This is a genomic window from Burkholderia sp. BCC0398, from assembly GCF_902833245.1.
GTDB classification, from domain to species: Bacteria; Pseudomonadota; Gammaproteobacteria; order Burkholderiales; family Burkholderiaceae; genus Burkholderia; species Burkholderia sola.
The window spans coordinates 780,688-800,938 of sequence record NZ_CADFEM010000001.1 but is presented as its reverse complement, the minus strand read 5'-3'; the positions used below and the strand labels follow the sequence as shown (position 1 = coordinate 800,938).

The window sequence follows — 20,251 nt, the reverse complement described above, 5'->3', positions numbered from 1 at the left end:
AACCCGGCATCGCTCGGCGCCACGGTCCGCCGGCCGATGGCGTACGGCGCGGGGCCATGAAACGAAGCGAACAACAGAAGATGAACACGTCCAAGCGTAAGACCTTGCAGCAGCTTGCCGCCGCCGGTGCGGCGCGAATCGGTGCACGTGCGCGGTCGGCGGCAAGTGCGCCGCGGTTCTTCGCGGTCGAGCAGGTCGCGGGATCGTATCGCTGGTGGCAGCGTGCGACGAGCGCGCTTCTCGCGCTGGCGATGTTCATCGGACCGATCACGGTCACCGTCGAGCAGGGCCGCGATGCAGCCGGCGTGCTCGGCGCGGGCAATCGTCGAATCGACGACGACGCATGGCAGCGGCTGCTCGATCTCGCGTCGCTGCGCGTCCGATTCTCGATGCAGCTCGCGGCTGCCGCGCCCATCGTCGATCCCACGGCGCCGATCTCGTTTCAGCCTGCCATCACGCAGTCGACCGGCGCAGGCGGCGGCGTGCCGGTCGTCAATATCACCGCGCCGAACGCGGCCGGTATTTCGCTGAACCAGTATCAGCAATTCAACATCGATCCGGTCGGGCTGATTCTGAACAACAGCCTGATGTCGGGCACGTCGCTGACGGGCGGCAACGTGCAGGCCAACCCGAACCTGAACGGCCGCACGGCGAGCGTGATCGTCAACCAGGTCACGTCGACCGGCAATGCCTACGCGAGCTTGCTGAACGGTCCGCTCGAAGTATTCGGCGCACCCGCGGCCGTCGTGATCGCGAATCCGAACGGGATCACGACACGCGGCACCGGCTTCACCAACACGATCGGCGTGACGTTGTCGACCGGCGCGCCGCAGTTCCTCAGTGGCGTGGGCGGCAGCGCGACCGACTTCGCGAACGCGAAGGCGCTCGGCTACAACGTGACCGGCGGTCACCTGCAGATCGAAGGCAATGCCGGCGTCAACGGGCCCGGCGCGGGGATCGAGGGGACCGTGGGCACGATCGACCTGATCGGCGAGACGATCGGCATCAACGCGCCGCTCTATGCCGGCACACGCATCAACGTGATCGCCGGGCGTCAGTTCGTGACGCCGGCCGCCGTCGATACGTACGGCACCACGTACGGCACCGCGTCGAACGGCTCGGACAACTCCGCCGCGGCGATCAATGCCGCGAACGGCGGCGCGAATCGTTCGCTCGCGATCGACGCGACCGCATTCGGCGCGATGACGGCCGGGCAGATCCAGGTGGTCAGCACCGCGGCGGGGATGGGGGTGCGATCCGACGCGCAGCTCGCCGCGAACGCAGGCGACTTGCTGCTGTCGGCGAACGGCGACGTATCGGTCGCAGGCTCGGCCGCGCAGCAGCAGGCGGCGGTCCATAGTGCCGGCAACGTGTCGATGACCGGTACGCACATCGGGGTCGGCGGTTACGCGATCGACGCGAATGGCGACGTGACGTCGACCGGATCGATCCAGTCCGGCGGCAAGCTCGCCGTGGCGGCAGGCGGCAACGTGAACGTCGCGAATGCACAGGCGCACGGCGACATGACGGTCGCGGGCGGCACGAACGTCACGCTCGGCGACGTACAGGGCGGCGGGGCATTGTCGGTTACCGCGCGCGGCGCCGACGGCACGGGCGACGTGAACCTGAACGGCACGTCGGTCGTGACCGGCGCGACGACCGTGCAGGCGGCCCGCGACGTCAACGTGAACGGGCAGACCAACAGCGACATGCTGCGCGTCACCGCGCAACGCGATGCGACGGTCAACGCGGCGCTGCAGACCTCCGGCGCGCTGGCGTTGACGGCGACGCAGGGCAACGTCGTCACGCATGCGACGGTGAAGAGCGGTGGCGATCTTGCGCTGACGGCCGGACAGGACACCGTCGTCGCGTCGCAGGCGACCGCGCAGAACGCGGTCAGCGTGCAGGCGGGGCGCGACCTGAGCGTGAGCGGGTCGCTCGCGAGCGGAACGACGTTCGCCGCCGATATCGCGCGCGACGCGTCGCTCGGCGGCTCGCTGATGGTCGGGACCGACGCGCGCGTGGACGCGGGGCACAACGTCGATACGTCCGGTGTCGTGATCGTCCAGCGCAACGGGTTACTGAGCGCACGCAACGACATCACCGGAAGCGGTTCGATCGCATTCGGCCAGAACGGCGCGTTGAATGCCGCGCATGACGTCGCGCTGACCGGCAAGCTGCTCGCCAATGGCCTGCAGGTCGGCGCGGGCAACAGCGCGAATCTCGCGACGGTCCAGGCGGGCGGCGCATTCGGTGTGACGGCAAACGGTAACGCCGGCGGCGGCGACGTCGTATTCAACGGCAACGCGGCGGCACTCGGCGCCGCCGACGTGCGCGCGTCACGCGACGTCGTCGTGAACGGCACGCTGGCCGGTGGCGCGCAGGTCGCGCTTGCCGCGCAGCGCAACGTGATCGTCGGCGGCAGTGGCACCGTGCAGGCCGTCGGCGATCTCGCGATCACGGCGGCCAGCGGCAGCGTCGCGTCGGCCGGCACGTTGAACGGCGCGGGTGCGCTGACGGTGCAGGGCGCGCAGGATGTCTCGCTGACCGGCGCGACGACCGTAACGGGCGACGTGACCGCCACGGCCGGTCGGGATCTCGTGATCGGCGGCGCGTTGGCCGGGCAGGGTGTCGCGACGCTCACGGCCGCGCGCGACATCGTCGCCGGCGGCACCAGCGGCTTCGCGCAGGACACGACGTTGAGCGCGGGGCGCGATATCGGCGTGACCGGTGCGTTCCAGGGGCGCGCCGTCTCGATGACGGCAGCCGGTTCGATCGCGCTGAACGACGTGCAGGCCAACGCGGGGCTTCGGCTTGCGACGCGCACGGGCGACGTTTCGATCGGCGGCAACGTGAACTCGCTGACGAACGGGACGATCGACGCGGCGCGCGACGTGATCGTCAATGGCACGCTGCGCACGGCAAGCGGCCTGGTCATCGGCGGCGGCCGCAATACGTCGATCGGCGGGACGGTCCAGTCGAACGGCGACGTCGCGCTGACGAATGCGGCCGGTTCGCTGACGAGCACCGGCAATATCCAGTCGGGCGGCAATCTGTCGGTGAACGCCGCGCAGTCGGTGGATCTGGGCACGCACTCGACGTCGTCGCTCGGCGACCTCACCGTTAACGCGGGACGCGACCTGACGATGAACGGCTCCGTCGTCGCGCAGGGCAACGGCACGCTGAACGCCGGCGGCGTGATCGACGGTGCGGCCGCCGTTGCGTTCGGGCTCGCGGCGAATGTCGGTTCCGGCGGCGATACGACTCTCACCGGCTCGCTGCGCGGCGGCAACGTGCGGACGACGGCCGGCGGCTCGGCCACGCTGCACGACGTGCAGGCTGCGTCGACGCTCGCGCTCGGCGCGGCGAACGACCTGAGCGTGACCGGTGCGGTGACGGGCGGCGCGGACGTAGTGCTGGCCGCCGCGCGCGATATCGGCATCAGCGGTTCGTTGCAGTCGGCCGGCAACACGTCGCTGCGGGCGACCGGCAGTATCGGATCGACCGGTGCGATCGCGAGCAATGGTGCGTTCGACGCGCAGGCAGGCAGCGACATCAATCTTGGCGGCAACACGACCGTGTCGCACGACACGACGCTCGCGGCCGGACGCGACGTCAACGTGAGCGGGTCGTTGGCCGGGCAGGGACAAGGCATCGTCAATGCGGCGCGCGACATCGTCGGCGCAGGCACGTTGACGTTCGGTCAGCAGGCGACGCTCGAAGCCGGGCGCGATGTCGCGCAGCGAGGGCTGATCCAGGGGCAGTCGGTCAGCGTGACGGCGGCCGGCAATGCGGCCGTGAACAACGTCGAGTCGACCGGCACGATCGCGCTGCGCGCGAACGGTACGAACACCGCAACGGGTGCGGGCGATCTGCGCATCGACGGTTCGGTCGCCGCCGCGGGCGCGATCACGGCATTCGCGCAGAACGACGTTGCGATCGGCGGCAAGGTTGCGAGCGGTTCGACGGTCGGCGTGACCGCTCAGCGGGACATCGCCGTGAGCGGCGCGATCGAGTCGGTCGGCGATACGGCGCTGGCCGCGCGGCAAGGCAGCCTCAACGCGACCGGCGGCATCAACAGCGGCGGCAAGCTCGCCATCGCGACCGGCCTCGACCTGTCGCTCGGCGCGAGCACCAGCGCGATCGGCGACGCGACGCTGACGGCCGGCCGCGATGCCACGCTGAACGGCACGATGGTCGGACAGGCGAACGGCACGGTGACGGCCGCGCGCGACATCAACGGCGGCGGCAAGCAGGCGTTTGCCGCGACCGCGAACTATGCGGCGCAGCATGACGTCGCGCTGACCGGCGGCATGCAGGCGGCCGCGATCGCGGTGACGGGCGGGAACAACGCGACGTTGCACGATGCGTCGTCGTCGACCACGTTGACGCTGACGGCGAACGGCAACGCCGGCGAAGGCGATGCGGGCATCACGGGTGCGGCGTCCGCACAGGGGGCGGCGAACGTGACGGGGGCGCGGGATGTGTCGATCGGCGGCACACTCGGCAGCGGCGATGCGCTCGCATTGACCGCGCAACGTAACGTGACGGTCAACGGCGGCGTGGAGTCGAACGGCGATCTGAAGGCAACCGCCACGAACGGTAGCGTCATGCTCACGGGGGCGACCACGACCGCGGGTGCGTTCAGCAGCCTGTCCGGGCTCGATACGCAACTCGGCGGCCAGATTGCGGTGGCGAAGTCGACGAACGTGCAGGCCGGCCGCGATATCGCGTTGACGGGGACACTGGCGGGTCAACGCGACGGCACGCTGAGCGCGGGCCGCGACATCAACGGTGCGGGCTCCGCGGCATTCGCCCAGGCGGCGACGCTCGATGCCGCGCACGACGTCGCGCTGACGGGTGCGCTGCAAGCTGCGGCCGTCAACGTGACGGGCGGCAACAATGCGGGGCTCGGCACGGTTCAGGCCGTCAACGGCAATCTCGACGTCACGGCGAAGGGCGGTGCCGGCGGCGGCGATGTGACGCTCGGCGGAGCGGCCACCGCATTCGGCGCGATGCAACTGCAAGCCGCACGAGACGTTTCCGTTGCGGGCGCAATCAATACCGGCGGCACGACGACGATCAATGCGGCGCGCAGTGTCGCGCTGTCGGCGGTCAATTCGGCGGGCGATCTCGCCGTAACCGCTTCGGGCGGCAACGCAAGTGCGACGAGCCTGACGACGCAGGGCAACCTGAACGTCGGCGCCGCACAGGACATCGCTGTGACCGGGCAGAGTGTCGCGGGCGGCAATGCTTCGCTGAACGCGGGCCGCGACATGACGCTCGCAGGCGTTGGCGCGCAGCAAAGCGGCACGTTGACGGCGGGTGGCTCGGTGACGGCCGACGCGATCGCGTTCGCGCACCAGGCGAGCGTCACCGCGGGCGGCAATATCGCGGTGACAGGCAACGTCGCGACCAACGGCGATCTCGCGATGACCGCCGGCAACGATTTGTCGGCCGGCTCGGTGCAGGCGGGCGGCGCGATCGGATTGCGGGCGCAGGGCCACAACGGCGCCGGCGACGTGATGGTGAACGGCGCGGTGACGTCGGGCAACGCGACGACGATCGCGGCCGCGCGCGATGCGGGTATCGGTGCGGCGTCCAGCGGCGGTGCGCTGAACGTGACGGCCGGACGCAGCCTCGGTGTCGCGGGCGCGATCAATGCGACCGGCGACGCGACGCTGACTGCGACGGCGGGCAATCTCGGCGTCGGCGGCGCGGTCGTGTCGACCGGGAGTTTGCGGGCCAATGCTGGCGGCGGACTCGCGCTGCTTTCCGGCGGGCTCGTGAACGGCGATACGACGTTGACGTCGGGCGGTGCGATGACGCTCGGCGGCGCGCTGTTCGGTCTCGGGGCCGCGAGTATCAACGCGGGCGGTGCGCTCGGCGGCGGCGCGGCACTGACGTACGGCAAGGACATCGCCGTCAATGCCGGAAACAGCATCACGCTCGGCGCGATTCAGGGTGCCGGCAAGCTGACGGCGGTGTCCGGCGGCGACATGTCGCTCGGTGCGACCACCGCGGTCGGCGACGTGTCGGCGAAGTCGACAGCCGGCAGCGTGTCGTTCGGTGGCTTGTTGCAGTCGGGCGGCAATGTCGCGGTTCAGGCCGCGCACAACGTGTCGCTCACGGGCGGTGTGGGTTCGATGGGGACGGTCGACGTCAATGGCATCGGCGGCAACGTGTCGGTCGCGGGCGTGTCGGCCAACGGCGACGCGACGGTGCATGCCGGGCAAACCGTCGCGTTGACCGGCAACAGCATCGTGGCCGGGCAACTGGGTGTGTCGGGCGGCAACGTCACGCTGAGCGGTTCGGCCGTCGGGTCGAAGAACGTGACCGTTTCCGCGCAGGGAACGGTCGACGCCGGCAATGCATCGCTCGTCGCATCGCAGAACCTGCAGGTGAACGGCGCGAACGTGACGCTCGGCAATGCGACGGTCGGCGGGGCGCTCACCGCGCAGGCATCGAATCAGCTCACGCTGGCGGGCGGGAAGGCGGTGAACGTCGTCGGCAACGCGACGCTGGCTTCGCAGAACGGCTTGTATAACGCCGCGAACGTGCTGGCCGGATCGCTCAACGTGTCGGCGCCGAACCTGACGAATGCGGCCGGTGCGTCGCTCGCGTCGATCGGCACGACGACGATCAATGCATCGAGCTTCGCGAACGCCGGGCTGGTGAACGGGACGACGACCAACGTCACCGTCGGCGGCGCGCTGACGAACGTGGGTGGCTCGCTGATGGCGGTGAACGCGCTCAACGTCAATACCGGTACGCTGAACAACCAGAACGGGATCGTTTTTGCCGGCAACCCGAAGGCCGCGACCGGTGCGACCGGCGACGTGTCGCTGACGATCAATGGCGGCAACGGCGCGTTCTATAACGCGGGCGGACAGTTGCTCGCGCAACGGAACATGGGGATCAGTGCGGTCAACATGGCGTTCGATCCGTCGCAGGGGACGATCAGCCAGGGCGGCAACCTGTCGATCACGGCCGGGTACGTGAATGTCGGCGGCACGTGGAATTACGGCGGGCAGAGCGTTTCGCTGACGGGGCTGAACGGGATCACGAACAACGGCACGATCACCGGGACGTCGCCGTTGACGCTGACGGCAGGCGGCAGCTTCGAGAATCACGGGCAGGTCACCGGGGCGGATGTGACGTTCAACGGCACGCTGAATAATGCGGCCGGGGCGGTGATGCATGCGGATAACGCGTTGACGCTGAACGGAGATACGACGAACCGCGGGACGGTCGAGGCGGGCAGTGTGCTGACCGTGAACGGCGGGAATTATGACAACCAGGGTGCGACGACGCAGTCGAAGGGGGACGCGAATTTCAATCTCGGCGGTTCGCTGCTCAATACGGGCGGCTCGATATTCGCCGGCCGGAACATTGGCATCTCCGCGGCGCAGGTGATCAACGATCAGACTGCGCCGCAGGGGGCCGTCACGACGACCACGCAGGTCAGCGACCCGGCGCTCCTGATGTCAGGGGCGGTGGGCTGGGTGACGGCCGGCTACGAAAAGACCTCTGGCCATGAGCACACGGTATCCGCAGCTTACGAGACGTCGCCCGCGACGCTGGGTGGCCTGCTGGCGCCGACTGGCTCGACCACGAACAGCGGGTTGTTGTCGGCGTCCAACCCGGTCGCGACATCCGGCACGGTGACGTTCAATCAGTACAGCGTCCTGACTGGTATCAACGACCACGGCGTTTCGCAGTATTCGAACTACTGGTTCGTCGGAACGGGGCCCGAGGCCGGCGCACTCAAATCCGCGACGTTCACATTGCCGACGGTCTATCAGACGGCGACGAACCAGCAAGCCGGAACATCGGGTGTGATTTCCGCCGGCGGCTCAATCTCGCTGACAGCCGGCACCTTGTCGAATAAAGGCGGGCAGATCGCGGCGCAAGGCAACATCGCGCTCAACGTCCAGTCGCTGAGCAACGGCGCGGTTGCGCCGACCATGACGGTCAACAGCTCCACCTATGTCGATCAGGCCCAGTACGCGAATTTTCTGGCGCAGCTGGCGGCGCTCGGAACGATCGGGGTCCAGGGCACGGGCAACCCGACCGGCGCGTTCAATTGCGACGGGGGCAACTATTGCCAGGTGGGTCCGTCTTATCTGCCGACCGCGTTCCAGATCAACAAGGGCGCGGCTGCGCCTGCCACTACCGGCACGGTGACCTTCACGACGCCGACCGGCATGATCGCGGCGGGCAGCAACCTGACGGTCGGCGGCGGCGATCTGACCAACGAGGGTCTGCTGTATGCCGGCAACAACGTCGCCATTGCGTCCGGCACGCTCACCAACCAGGGCGGCAACCAACAGAACTACGCGAGCCAGGTCGGCTGCGCATCCGGCGTGCCGAACTCCGCCTGCGGCAACGCAGGCCAACCGCGCGGCAACAATCCGACCACGACGACGTTCGGCTACAGCCAGAACGACGCGACGATCTATGCGGGCCACGATCTCGTGATCGCGGCCGGCCAGATCAACAATACGTACGGCAACCTGCTCGCGGGCCACGACATCGTCATCGGCGGTGTCGGCACGACCGCGGGATCGACCACGCCGGCACAGAGCCTGAACAACACGTCCGGCAACATCGTCGCGGGCAACGACATCAAGCTCAACGTATCGGGCGCGATCACCAACAATCTGCCGCCACCCGTGCCGGTACACGAGAACTACGGCAAGCACGAGCAATATTCGGGCTGCATGACAGCCGGCGGCTACAAGGAAAGCTACTGCGAGGGCTATGTCGACCAGCAGTCGGGCAGCTCGTCGGTGATCAGCGCGGGCAACAACCTGCAGATCAACGCGGGCAGCCTGACGAACATCGGCAGCCTGATCGCGGCCGGCAACAACGCGACGATCGCCGTCGCAGGCCCCGTCGTGAACGAGGCGCAGGTGCTGAATGCCTACTGGCACTCGCATTGGGTGCAGGAAACCGGCATGTTCAGCAGCGACAAGCGTCACGACATCTGGGCGTGCGGCACGCCGGAGCAGTGCAAGGCGCTGTACGGGAGCGCATACACGAGCACGGGCGGCACCATCGATCCGCCGACCCCGGTCGGCAACATCGCGGCGACCATTCAGGCGCCGAACCTGTCGATCTCGTCGAACGGACAGATCCAGAACGTCGGCAATGTGATCGGCACGTACGTGTCGCTGACGGGCCAGAAGCTCATCAACGGGATCACGACCGCGAACACCTACACGCCGCGTGTCAATGCGCCGTCGCAGGTCATTTCGCTGAGCCCGGTGGACTTGCCGGGGCTGAACCTGTCGGTGCCTCGTGCCGTCGGTACCGGCAAGCTGCCGACACCGGTCGCGGGCGCTGCGTCGTACGTCGACGCGTCGCTCGGCGGTTCCGTGCTCGGCTCGCTCGGGCCGCAGGACTTGCTGAACAATCTGCCGTCGGCGCTGCAGCCGTCGTCGACGCTGTTCTATTACAACCCGCAGGAAGAGGACCTGCTGTTGCAGCAGGCGGCGCTGAAGCAGACCGGCAAGTCGAGCTTCGTCGACGGGCTGACGTACGACAACGAGAAAAACCTGTCGGTGACGGCACAGGAAAAGATGTACCTGTACCAGAACGCGATCGATTACTCGAAGGCGCATGACCTGCAACTGGGCGCGGCGCTGACGCAGGAGCAGATCAACACGCTCGACAAGCCGATGCTGTGGTACGTCGAGCAGACGGTGCCGGACCCGACGTGTCATGCGACGGGAGCGGCGTCGTGCCCGACGATTACCGCGCTGATGCCGCAGGTGTATCTGCCGCAGGACACGCAGGCGCTGTCGGCGGGCGGCAACATCTCCGGTCAGGATGTCACGCTCAAGTTCAATCAGGACGGTAACGGCAGCATCCTCAATACGGGGAGCATCACCGCGTCTGGGACGCTGAGCGTCGACACGCACACGCTGACGAACCAGGCGAATCAGGTCAACGTCGGCGAGATCTGGCAGAAGGTTGATGGCGGCTATCTGAAGACGACCGGGACGGTGGTGCAGCCCGGTGGGTTCATGAGTGCGGCGAACATGGACCTGAACGTGCAGACGCTCAACCAGATTGGTGGGGCGCTGCAGAAGCTGGCGGCCGACGGAACGATCGATCAGAGTGGGACCCAGCAAGCGCTTGCGGCGCTTCAACAACAGCTGGGCGGGAATTTCACGCAGACGGCGGTGAGCGACAACCTTCATCAGGATTTCGTGAAGGAAGGTGGTTCGTTCGGGATGACGCAGATCTTCTCGATGGTCGTCGCTGTTGCTGCCGCGATCATGATGCAGCCGGAAATCTCGGCTGCGATCGCGTCGATGTCGGGCGCTGCCGAAGCGGCAACCACCGCGGCATTCATGGCCGCACAGCAGGGGCTGACAGGTGCCGCCATTACCGCGGCCGCAAGTGCGGCAGGCGGTTCGCTGGCCGTTGGTGGGTTGGCCAACACGATGATTGCAGTCGGGTTGAGCTCGTTCGCATCGAGCGCGCTCGGCCAAGTGGTCGCTACCGGGCAGATCGATTTCGGCGCGAGCCTGAAGAATGGCCTGATCGGAGCAGTGACTGCCGGGCTGACGAACGGCATCACGTTTGATAGCGGTTCGGGCTCGTTCGGATTTAGCGCGAATGCTGCATTCGAAGGAAGCGCTCCGTCTCTTTCGGCGTTGGCCGGTGTACAGACGACGGGCAATGCGTTGGTGCCGCAAGCGGGTGCGGTATCGGGATCTCTTCCGGCTGCTGCATTGGCGATTACAGCGAATGCGGCGATTCAGGCTGGGGCGCAGACCCTGATCGGCGGAGGGAGCTTCCTCGATAGTCTGCGAAACAGCTTTATCAAGGACGTGGCGGCCGCTGCCGCTTACGGGATTGGGAGCGCGAAAGATGACGGCAGATTTGGTGACGGGACACCGGGAGAACTGGGCTATGTGGCTTCGCATGCAGCGCTTGGATGCGTAGCCGCGGCGGCTAGCGGTCAAGAATGTGCCGGTGGTGCGATTGGCGGGGCCACAAGCGCGTTGGTTGCGCCATTTTTACGAGACAGCCTGTACGGTGGCACGCAGACCATCACTGTGACCGACAACGGTGACGGAACCTTGACCAAGGCGACGAGTTACGACAATGCCGTGTTTAACGCTGTCACTGTAGGGAGTGCGACGCTGTCAGGCGGACTGGCAGCGGGGATTGCGGGCGCGGACGCACAGACCGGCGCAACGTGGGCGCAGAACGAAGCCCTGAACAACAGTCTGTCCCAGAAGGTCCAGCAACTGAAGAAGGATATTGTTAGCTGGGCTCAATGGACCTACAGCGATCCGTTGGGCGATGTACAGCGCGGGCTCAAGACCTTCCTGTCCGTAGGAAACAGAAATGGGCAGGACGCTCAGTCGGATCCCAACCGACAACTCGATCCGGATAGTGGTCCGAGAAACGATGGGCCGAGCGCACCGGCTCCAGTGACTCCGATAGGGGTGATCGGCTGCCTGATGACTGGGGGGGCCGCTTGTGCGTTGCTGGGGCTGCTCGGCGCTGCGCCTGTATCGGGACCGCCACCGAACAACACGATGCTGTCGAGTGGTAACAGTGATGGTGGTTCAGGCCGAGGTACGGGCGGTCAGGTTGCTACAGACGCGCCGGCAGCTGGCCGCAACGTGTGGGGGCTCAATCCGATAGATCGCGGTGTTACTATCGAATCGCAACTCGCTCGGACCGAATACAGTGCCGCGAATGGGTGGTATCAGGTTGGCGCGGAGAGTAACGGCTATTTTCCGCTCGTCGATTTCCAGAATAGAAACACTCTGGTAAGCCTGAAGACTGTCGATACGACTGGATCGACGTGGCTTCCGCGCATGGAGGCTGTGATTGACCAGCTTGGTTCGAGTAACGCGACGGTCAATGGATCTCGCGCAAACATGGTCTTGGATCTGCGCGTGCAACCTGGTGGCGCCGCGGCAGCACAACAACTGATCAACTATGGTGCCAGACAAGGCGTTACCGTAAGGATTAAGGTATACCCATGACAAAACGTAGTCGGACAGAGGAATTGACGCTCGTCTTTACGCTGCAGGATCCCACGGAAACGTCAGGTGCGATCCTCGGCGCCGACAAGGTCGAATTTCAGCTGAGATCGGGATCCGTTGCACCGCTCGATGCGTTCAATATGGTCGTGAACAGAATGCAAGCGCTTGGCCTCGAAATGACCTTTACCGAAGGCCGAAATGCGATCTCGGCGATCGCTCTTCGGAAGCGGATTGAGACGAAAGGTACGTGGGGGCACTTGGAGACGGCCACCCTTTCGTTCCAGTATGGGGTGGCTGGGGCCTACGACCATTGTTTCGTTTCAATCCGCGAGAAGATGGCAAATGCAGCGGGTGATTGGAAAGCATGGGCGATTCCATTTGTCATTTTGGAAGGATTTGTCCAGGGATGGGTGACGGATGTTGAATACAACCGCTGGCAAAATGCGAAAGATCCGCTCGAATATGAAGCTGCTGGCCGCGATTTCGCGCATTTGCCGATGAAGTCGAATGGCCTGCCGCCTCCGCTCGAACAAATGGAGATTGATATATCCCGTAACCCTGGGCGCTGGGTGCTGCGGTCAGGCTATGTTGAAGCCGTCGGGTCGACCATGTGGTTGAGTGAATTGTTCTGGGATCGAGTTGGGCGAGATCATAAAAGCCGTATCAATCCCACGAAGTGGCCTCACACGAGTGAACCAGTGAGCGGGATTACGGAGATTGTAATTTCGGATCATTGCTTTGTTTCTGAGGAAACGGCAGTTATTCAGGAGCGACTGAGAATGGACTTGTACAATTAGAAAATGAGTCGCATTACACTCCGATATCGTAACGCGTGGGGGTAATCGGAATTTCGCGTGTGAGTCTAATTAAGACTCTGACTTTGATGTGGAAGCGTTCCGGGTAAGGTAGAGATCATCGTACTCATCCGGATGTGCCGGGAGCAAGTCTAGTTACTCTTCGTACACAAGGCTTCGGTTAGGCTGGACATGTGCTTGTGCCGCTGCGTCGGGACTGAAGCGTTTTCCCCATTGACGCATTGAATTCAAACGTGGGTTCGACTTCGTCACCTGAGCCAACGGCCGAGCGAGAGGGCATACGAAGGCCCAGACCAAAGCCCCTGGACAATTCCCTCGATAAATCCCCCTAAAGAAATCCCCACCGCCGCCGTTACTCTTCCTCGGTAGCTCAAAAAAAGTATTACCAGAGCCGTAGAACCAAACCGCACGACCAAACAACCGAGGGCGCCCGGCCGGCGAAGCCGTGCGCATGACCAGAAGATGGGACGTACCGATTCGATGGAGCGCGCAGGCATCGGGGGCCGGCGCGTCGTCTTCCTTTGCCTTGCCGCGGCGTATCTGCTGCTGCATTCGGCGCTCACCGCCGCGGGCGTCTGCCCGCGCGGACACACCTCCACGCCTGTATCCGCCGCGCCGAATATCCGGCAGCCGGCGACACCTACATCACTTTTCCCCGACACATCACGTCACGCACCCAACGTCGCTCGAGGAGGCACACACAACACACCGGAAAAGTAACGCGATTCGAATCTAGACCACTAAAAAAACGCATCAAAAAAATCGAGGATTGAATTGAACAAGCATTCCCATTGTCTGCTGGCGGCAGCCGCAATCTCGGTATTCGTCGTCGCCGGTTGCGGCGGCGGCGACGGCTCGTCGAACGCAAGCAGCGGCACGCCCGCCAACACCGGCGGCGCCAATAACGCAGCCAGCGCACCGGCCGTCGCGTCCACACCGCTCGCGGCAGCCCCCGCAAGCGCCCCCGTCGCATCGTCGCAGCCGGTGACGGTCGGCGAGGCACTGCCCAGCCTGACGACCCCGCAAACCGGTTCGACGGCCGCAACGGCAACCGGCCCGGTCGGGATCTGGTCGGCGTCCGGCAACCTCGGCTACTCGACGATCGCCTTGGTCGATCCGCACAACAACCTGAGCACGCTCAACCTGCTCGGATCGTTCGTGATGTCCGACGATTTCTCGACCCTGACCGTCAACGGTTCGACGTGGTCGCTCGCGCCGGGTATCAACTTTGCAGGAACGAGCGGCATCGTCACGAAGATCGATTCGGGCTCGGGCGCATACAGCCCGAAGCAGACGTTGTCCGGCACGATCACCCGCAACGGTACGGCGTCGAATTTCACGTGGACCTACAACGCCGCGAACGCACTTGCGGTCACGCAGGACAGCGTGGTGGGCACCTGGGCGACGACCAACGCGTCGTTCGCGATTGCATCGGGCGGTACGCTGACCGGCACGCTGAGCGGTTGCAACCTGAGCGGCACGCTGCTGCTTTCCACGCCCGGCTCGAACCAGAACATGTACGACATGACGGTGACGGCCTCCGCATCGACGGGCTGCAAGCTGCCGGCCGGCGTTCCGCTGTCGGGCAGCGCCGCGATCATGTTCGTGCCGATCACGGGAACCAACGGCTTCAAGCGATCGATCCTCTACGTGCTGCGCGCGGCTGATTACAGCTTCATCGCGTACGGTCAGGTGATCAAACAATAAACGCACGGCCGAACCGCACACGGCGTGTCGACGCGCTGTGTGCGACGGCCCGATGAACACGTTCCGTCAACAACGAAAGCCACTGATCCAATGAAGAACTCCTCCAAAGCCACCCTGTTCGGTTGCGGCCTGCTCGTGACGCTGCTGTCCGGCTGCGCCACGGTGCCGAATACCGACATGAAACCCGAAGCGCGTCAGAACCTGCATTCGATCGCGATGCTCGACGTCATCGAGCCGAAGCGTGTCGCGGTCGTCAATTTCGGCGGCGCGGCGGGCGGGTTCGGGCTGATCGGCGCGCTCGCGCAAGGCGCCGTCAACGCAAGCCATACGAGCACCTATACGGATCACGTCGCGGCCGGCAAGATCGTGTTCGCGCCGGACATTGCAGAAGGCGTGGCGGGCCGCCTCACCGGCAACGGCTATCAGGTCGTGAAGCTGGACGGCCAGAAGGTGAAGCTCGCCGATGACGGCAAGTCGGACGACTACTCGGCGATCCAGACCGACGCGGACGCGATCATGAACGTGTGGTTCACGTCGTTCGGTTATATCTCGCCGCCCAACCAGCTCGACTACGTCCCGTGGGTCGTCATCCGCGCGCGCATTCTCGACGCGAAGACGAAGCAGGACCTCTATTACAAGACGTTCGCGTGCGGCTACGACATCAAGGCGAACAGCGTCCACGTCGACAGCGATTTTGCCTACAAGTACGGCAGCTTCAGCGATCTCGAGAAGAATTTCGACAAGTCGGTGGAAGGGATCAAGTCGTGCGAGAAGTTGGTCGCGGACCTGATCGGTCGGGATCTGGCACGTACGCCGGCGCCGGCCACTGCTGCTGCTTCGACGGCATTGACGACGACTGCGGCCACCGCGACGGCCACGGCATCGAAATAACGTTGACGCGCCTGCAGGATCGTCGCGATACGCGTTCCGAATCCGGCAGTGCTTGAAGAAAAAGCGGGAAGGGAAGGACTGCACGCAGCCGGGCGGTTGTCACACCGCCCGGCCGCTCGCGAAAGCGACGGGCTTACTTGTCGCTATCGCCCTTGATCTGCGGCAGCGCCGACGCTTCACCCGGCGTCAGCAGCCCGACTTGCGAATACACGCGCAGCTTGTCGCGCGTATCGGTGATGTCGAGATTGCGCATCGTCAGCTGGCCGATACGATCGCGCGGCGAGAACGTCGACGCCACCTTCTCCATCGACAGGCGTTCCGGCTGATACGTGAGGTTCGGCGACTTCGTGCTCAGGATCGAGTAGTCGTTGCCGCGGCGCAGTTCGATCTTCACTTCGCCGGTGATCGCGCGTGCGACCCAGCGTTGTGCCGTTTCGCGCAGCATGATCGCCTGCGGGTCGAACCAGCGGCCCTGGTACAGCAGGCGGCCGAGGCGGCGGCCGTTCTCGCGGTACTGCTCGATCGTGTCTTCGTTGTGGATGCCGGTGACGAGACGCTCGTACGCGATGTACAGCAGTGCGAGGCCCGGGGCTTCGTAGATGCCGCGGCTCTTCGCCTCGATGATGCGGTTCTCGATCTGGTCGCTCATGCCCAGGCCGTGGCGGCCGCCGATGCGGTTCGCTTCCAGCAGCAGCTCGACCTGATCCTTGAACTCGACGCCATTCAGCGCGACCGGCTGGCCGGCTTCGAAGCGCACCGTCACTTCTTCGGCGGCGATCTTCACGTCGTCGCGCCAGAACGCGACGCCCATGATCGGGTTCACGATCTTGATGCCGCTTTCGAGGCTTTCCAGATCCTTCGCTTCGTGCGTCGCGCCGAGCAGGTTCGAGTCGGTCGAATACGCCTTCTCGGCCGACATCTTGTACGCGAAGCCGGCCTGGTTCATGAATTCGGACATTTCGGCGCGGCCGCCGAGCTCGTCGATGAACGTCTGGTCGAGCCACGGCTTGTAGATCTTCAGATCCGGGTTCACGAGCAGGCCGTAGCGGTAGAAGCGCTCGATGTCGTTGCCCTTGTACGTGCTGCCGTCGCCCCAGATGTTGACGCCGTCTTCCTTCATCGCGGCGACGAGCATCGTGCCCGTCACGGCGCGGCCGATCGGCGTGGTGTTGAAGTACGTGACGCCGGCGGTCGTGATGTGGAACGCGCCGCTTTGCAGCGCCGCGATGCCTTCGGCGACGAGCTGCGCGCGGCAGTCGATCAGGCGGGCGCCGGCTGCGCCGTATTCGATCGCGCGTTTCGGGATCGCGTCGTAATCGTCTTCGTCGGGCTGGCCGAGGTTCGCCGTGTATGCGTACGGGACGGCGCCCTTCAGTTTCATCCAGTGCAGCGCGGCGCTGGTGTCCAGGCCGCCGGAGAAGGCGATACCGACCTTCTGGCCGGTCGGGAGGCTTTCGAGAATCGTGCTCATAGGAATTACCGTGGATTGAAGCCGGTGGGATCGTATTTCGCGGAATATGCGAGTATCGGCTGTCCGGGAAGTTGGGGCAAGGGCTGATTTTGCTGCGGAACCGTCGTCGCGCCTGTCGCGGCGGGCCTGACGGGCGGTTAACCGGCTGGAGAACGCAAGGCTCGACGGCGTTGCATCGCTGCCGAAACGCGTGCTGAAGGGCCGGGCTGCGGCCGAATTTCAGGGCCGGATCGGCGGTCAGGCAGGGGTCGCCGTCGTCAGTGCGCACCCCTCCACACAGAAAGGCATATGAAAGACTGGCGCACGAAACCGGAACCTCAGATATTCCACGCCTGCGCGGTATCGAGCAGCCGCTCGCGCAACTGGTCGACTTCGCCGGCCAGCTTGGCCGTGATCGACACATAGCCGGACAACTGCGGCGGCGGCGCGTCGTGCGGCGGGTCGACCGGCCGGCGGCGCGGGGCGAGCCGGCTCGGCGTGCCGAACTTCAGCGCGCGGCTCGCGCCGACCAGCGTGTCGCGGATGCGCCGGTTCACGCCCTTCATCTCGACGCGCACGTATTCGCGGGCCGCCGCGTCGTCGGCGGCCGGCAGCGCGCTCGACAGAATCTCCAGATACCCGATGCACAGGCGCAGGCTGCGCTGGATCGCCTCGAGCTGCGCCATCGACGTCTCGCATTCCTTCGACACCGACGGCATCAGCGAACGCAACTGCACGAGCAGTGCGCTCAGCGCGGCCATTTCCTTCAGGTGCGCATCGTCGCTCACGTGGCGGTCGCCCGCGAGCCGCGCATGCACAGCCGCGCACGCACGCAGCGCGTCGGCGAGCTTGTAGCGCCACGAATAGGTCGCGTACAGCGGCAACGCGAACGAGAACGCCAGCGCGATCACGATGCCGACCAGCACGTTCACAGCGCGCCACAGGCCGTCGACGATCTCGTTGTCGCCGTGCCCGGCGACGATCACCATCGTGATCGCCGACAGCAGCGCGATGTAGCCGGCCTTGCCGATCGCGTGATACGCGCAGATACCGCACCCGACGGCCATCAGCAGGTAGATCGCGAACGGCGCGTGCAGGAACGAGTAGAGGAGGATCAGCCCGAGCCCCGCCAGCGCGCCGATCGACGTGCCGAGCGCGCGCTCGGCCGCCTTCTTGCGGATGTTGCCGTGATGCTGCAGCCCGCCGACGACGATCAGCACGGTGATCGTCGACCATTCGCCATGCGGCACGTTCAGCCCCGTGGACAGCGCGATCGACACGAGAATCGCGAGCGCGACGCGCGCCGCATGGATCAGCTTCGCGTGCCGGTAGCGGCGGTACGGGTCGAGCAGCGGGCGGAGCGCGTGGCGCACGAGCGGCGGCAGTCGGGTCGGGAGCGGGGCGGTCATGACGGAGCGGGAGTGGCGGGAACGCGCACGGCGGCGTGCACGGGCCGGCGCCGCGCCGCATGCGCAGTTGACGTAACGCTAGCCGAACGAGCGCGGGCTGTCCACGGCGAGGCCGCCGGGCCGTGGCTGGGCGGCAGGCGGCCGCTTCGTGTCACGCGGCCTGCCGGATCACATCGCGTCAAGCGTCGGCCGCACTCGATTGCGCGTCCAGCACGCGGTTGCGGCCGCCGGATTTCGCGCGGTACAGCGCTTCGTCGGCGCGTCGCAGCAGCGTCGCGGCGGTCATTCGGCCGTCGGCGGCGGTTGCGGTGCCGATGCTGGCCGTGACGCGCCCGTACGGGCTCTTTACGTGTTCGATGTCGAGCCCCGCGATCGCGCGCCGGATGCCCTCGGCGACGGTCGCCGCGCCCGGCGCGTCGGTGTCGGGCAGCGTGACGACGAACTCCTCGCCGCCGTAGCGCGCGACGTGGTCGCTGTCGCGGCGCAGGCTGCGCGTCAGCGATTGCGCGACCTGGCGCAGCACGTCGTCGCCGGCCGGGTGGCCGTAGTAGTCGTTGAACGCCTTGAAGTGGTCGACGTCGACGAACAGCACGGACAACGGGCGGCCGTTGCGCGACGCGCGCTGGGCCTCTTTCGCGAGCACCGTGTCGAACGTGCCGCGGTTGTCGAGGCCCGTCAGCGAATCGGTGTGCGCGAGCCGGTACAGCTTCGATTCGGCGTCCTGCCGGCGCTTCAGCTCGCGCGACAGCGCGAGCGAGCCCCACGCGATGAACGCCGTGAACAGGCTCATCAGCACGACGGTCCAGATCGCGCGATGGCGCCACGCCGCGTAGACGTCGATCTCGGCGGGCGCGACGTCGACGATCAGCGGCAGCCCGGCGAGATGCTTGTAAACATAGATGCGCCGCACGCCGTCGATGGCGCCGACACCGGTCAGCTCGCCGGCGCGGCCGCGCTGCGCGTCGATGAACAGCGGCGAATCGTGCAGGTCGAGGCCGACCACCCGCGTGTCGTAGGGCAGGCGCGACACGAGCGTGCCGTTGTCCTCGACGATCGCCGCGCTGCCGTGCCGGCCGACCGCGAGACCGTCGAGCAGCGCGCGGAAGTAGTCGATGCTGAGCGTGCCGACGACGATCCCGCCGAACGTGCCGTCGGGCCGGTTGATCCGGCGGCTCAGCGCGATCGTCAGCGCGCCGCCGCGCAGCCGCGACGCGTACGGCCGGCTGATGTAGAGGCCGGGGGCGAGCCGGTCGCGATGCACGGCGAAATAGTCGCGGTCGGCGAAATTGCCTTGCCGCGCGGGCGACACGCTCGAATCGATCGCGATATTGCCATGCGCATCCATCACGAAAATCGAGCCGAGATAGGCGCCGGTGGCCGCGCGGTCGAACAGCAGCCGGTGGCGCTGGCGCGGCGGCAAGGTCATCAGTTCCGGATCGGCCAGGCCGTCGACGACGTTTTGCAGCGACAAATCGTAGAGTTCGATATTGCGCGCGATATCGCGTTCGATCAGCAGCATCAGGTTGCGCGCATTTTCGACCGCATGGCCATACGCGTCGCGCCGTGCCTCGATTAATAGCGACGTGGAAAGTCCCCAACTGAACATCAGCAGGACGATGCCCGCCACGAGTACGCCGCGGGGCGACAGAATGCGTGCCACGATCGACGCGGTATGGCGGCGCAGCGTGGCGGGCAGCGGGAATGACTTCATCCTCGGGGGGCACGGGCGGCGGCTACTCGCGTCGTTGGCGGTTCCGCGCGCGGATTATTTCGAATTAAGCGTCATTATCCCGCGAATTCCACTCTTTCGCGTACACATGCAAAAGATGCATGTGGAGAGCGTGATTCTCGGCGGTTACGCATCATTACCGCATGGCGCGCGGGCGGCTGACTTGAATCAATTAACAGTGTCCGCCTTTTTGTCTGATTAATCGCATAATCATCAGTCGAATTTGCCTATTG

General features: G+C 65.7%; 7 protein-coding genes. 4 read left to right on the top strand and 3 right to left on the bottom strand.

All coding sequences use genetic code 11. From position 1 onward, the window contains the following. The first annotated feature begins 80 nt into the window (after positions 1 to 80). The 4 genes from HWX76_RS03455 (at position 81) to HWX76_RS03440 (ending at position 15,430) form a co-directional block, all read left to right on the top strand. Complete coding sequence (locus tag HWX76_RS03455) at positions 81 to 12,017, top strand: filamentous hemagglutinin N-terminal domain-containing protein (protein ID WP_244137940.1); 11,937 nt, start codon at positions 81 to 83, stop codon at positions 12,015 to 12,017. Between the two features lie 23 nt (positions 12,018 to 12,040). Then, positions 12,041 to 12,814, top strand: a complete 774-nt coding sequence (locus HWX76_RS03450; protein WP_176015485.1) for a hypothetical protein — start codon at positions 12,041 to 12,043, stop codon at positions 12,812 to 12,814. A 792-nt stretch (positions 12,815 to 13,606) separates the two neighbouring features. After that, positions 13,607 to 14,539 (top strand): hypothetical protein, encoded by a 933-nt coding sequence (locus HWX76_RS03445; protein WP_239468956.1) that lies wholly within the window; start codon positions 13,607 to 13,609, stop codon positions 14,537 to 14,539. 90 nt (positions 14,540 to 14,629) lie between these two features. After that, positions 14,630 to 15,430, top strand: a complete 801-nt coding sequence (locus HWX76_RS03440; RefSeq protein ID WP_124631231.1) for a hypothetical protein — start codon at positions 14,630 to 14,632, stop codon at positions 15,428 to 15,430. Between the two features lie 133 nt (positions 15,431 to 15,563). On the opposite strand, the gene argG is transcribed toward HWX76_RS03440, so the two are convergent. The 3 genes from argG to HWX76_RS03425 form a co-directional block, all read right to left on the bottom strand. Then, positions 15,564 to 16,901 carry an argininosuccinate synthase gene (gene argG, locus HWX76_RS03435; RefSeq protein WP_050018060.1) on the bottom strand — a complete coding sequence of 446 codons (1,338 nt, stop codon included), beginning with the start codon at positions 16,899 to 16,901 and terminating at the stop codon, positions 15,564 to 15,566. A 317-nt stretch (positions 16,902 to 17,218) separates the two neighbouring features. Continuing rightward, complete coding sequence (locus tag HWX76_RS03430; RefSeq protein WP_176015484.1) at positions 17,219 to 18,289, bottom strand: FUSC family protein; 1,071 nt, start codon at positions 18,287 to 18,289, stop codon at positions 17,219 to 17,221. A 178-nt stretch (positions 18,290 to 18,467) separates the two neighbouring features. Beyond that, positions 18,468 to 20,000 (bottom strand): sensor domain-containing diguanylate cyclase, encoded by a 1,533-nt coding sequence (locus HWX76_RS03425; protein ID WP_050018062.1) that lies wholly within the window; start codon positions 19,998 to 20,000, stop codon positions 18,468 to 18,470. Positions 20,001 to 20,251 lie beyond the last annotated feature (251 nt).

Bases quoted from the DNA above. Each gene is read 5' to 3' on its own strand.
- HWX76_RS03455 (WP_244137940.1), top strand. From the start codon at position 81: ATGAACACGTCCAAGCGTAAGACCTTGCAGCAGCTTGCCGCCGCCGGT.
- HWX76_RS03440 (WP_124631231.1), top strand. From the start codon at position 14,630: ATGAAGAACTCCTCCAAAGCCACCCTGTTCGGTTGCGGCCTGCTCGTG.
- argG (WP_050018060.1), bottom strand. From the start codon at position 16,901: ATGAGCACGATTCTCGAAAGCCTCCCGACCGGCCAGAAGGTCGGTATC.
- HWX76_RS03430 (WP_176015484.1), bottom strand. From the start codon at position 18,289: ATGACCGCCCCGCTCCCGACCCGACTGCCGCCGCTCGTGCGCCACGCG.
- HWX76_RS03425 (WP_050018062.1), bottom strand. From the start codon at position 20,000: ATGAAGTCATTCCCGCTGCCCGCCACGCTGCGCCGCCATACCGCGTCG.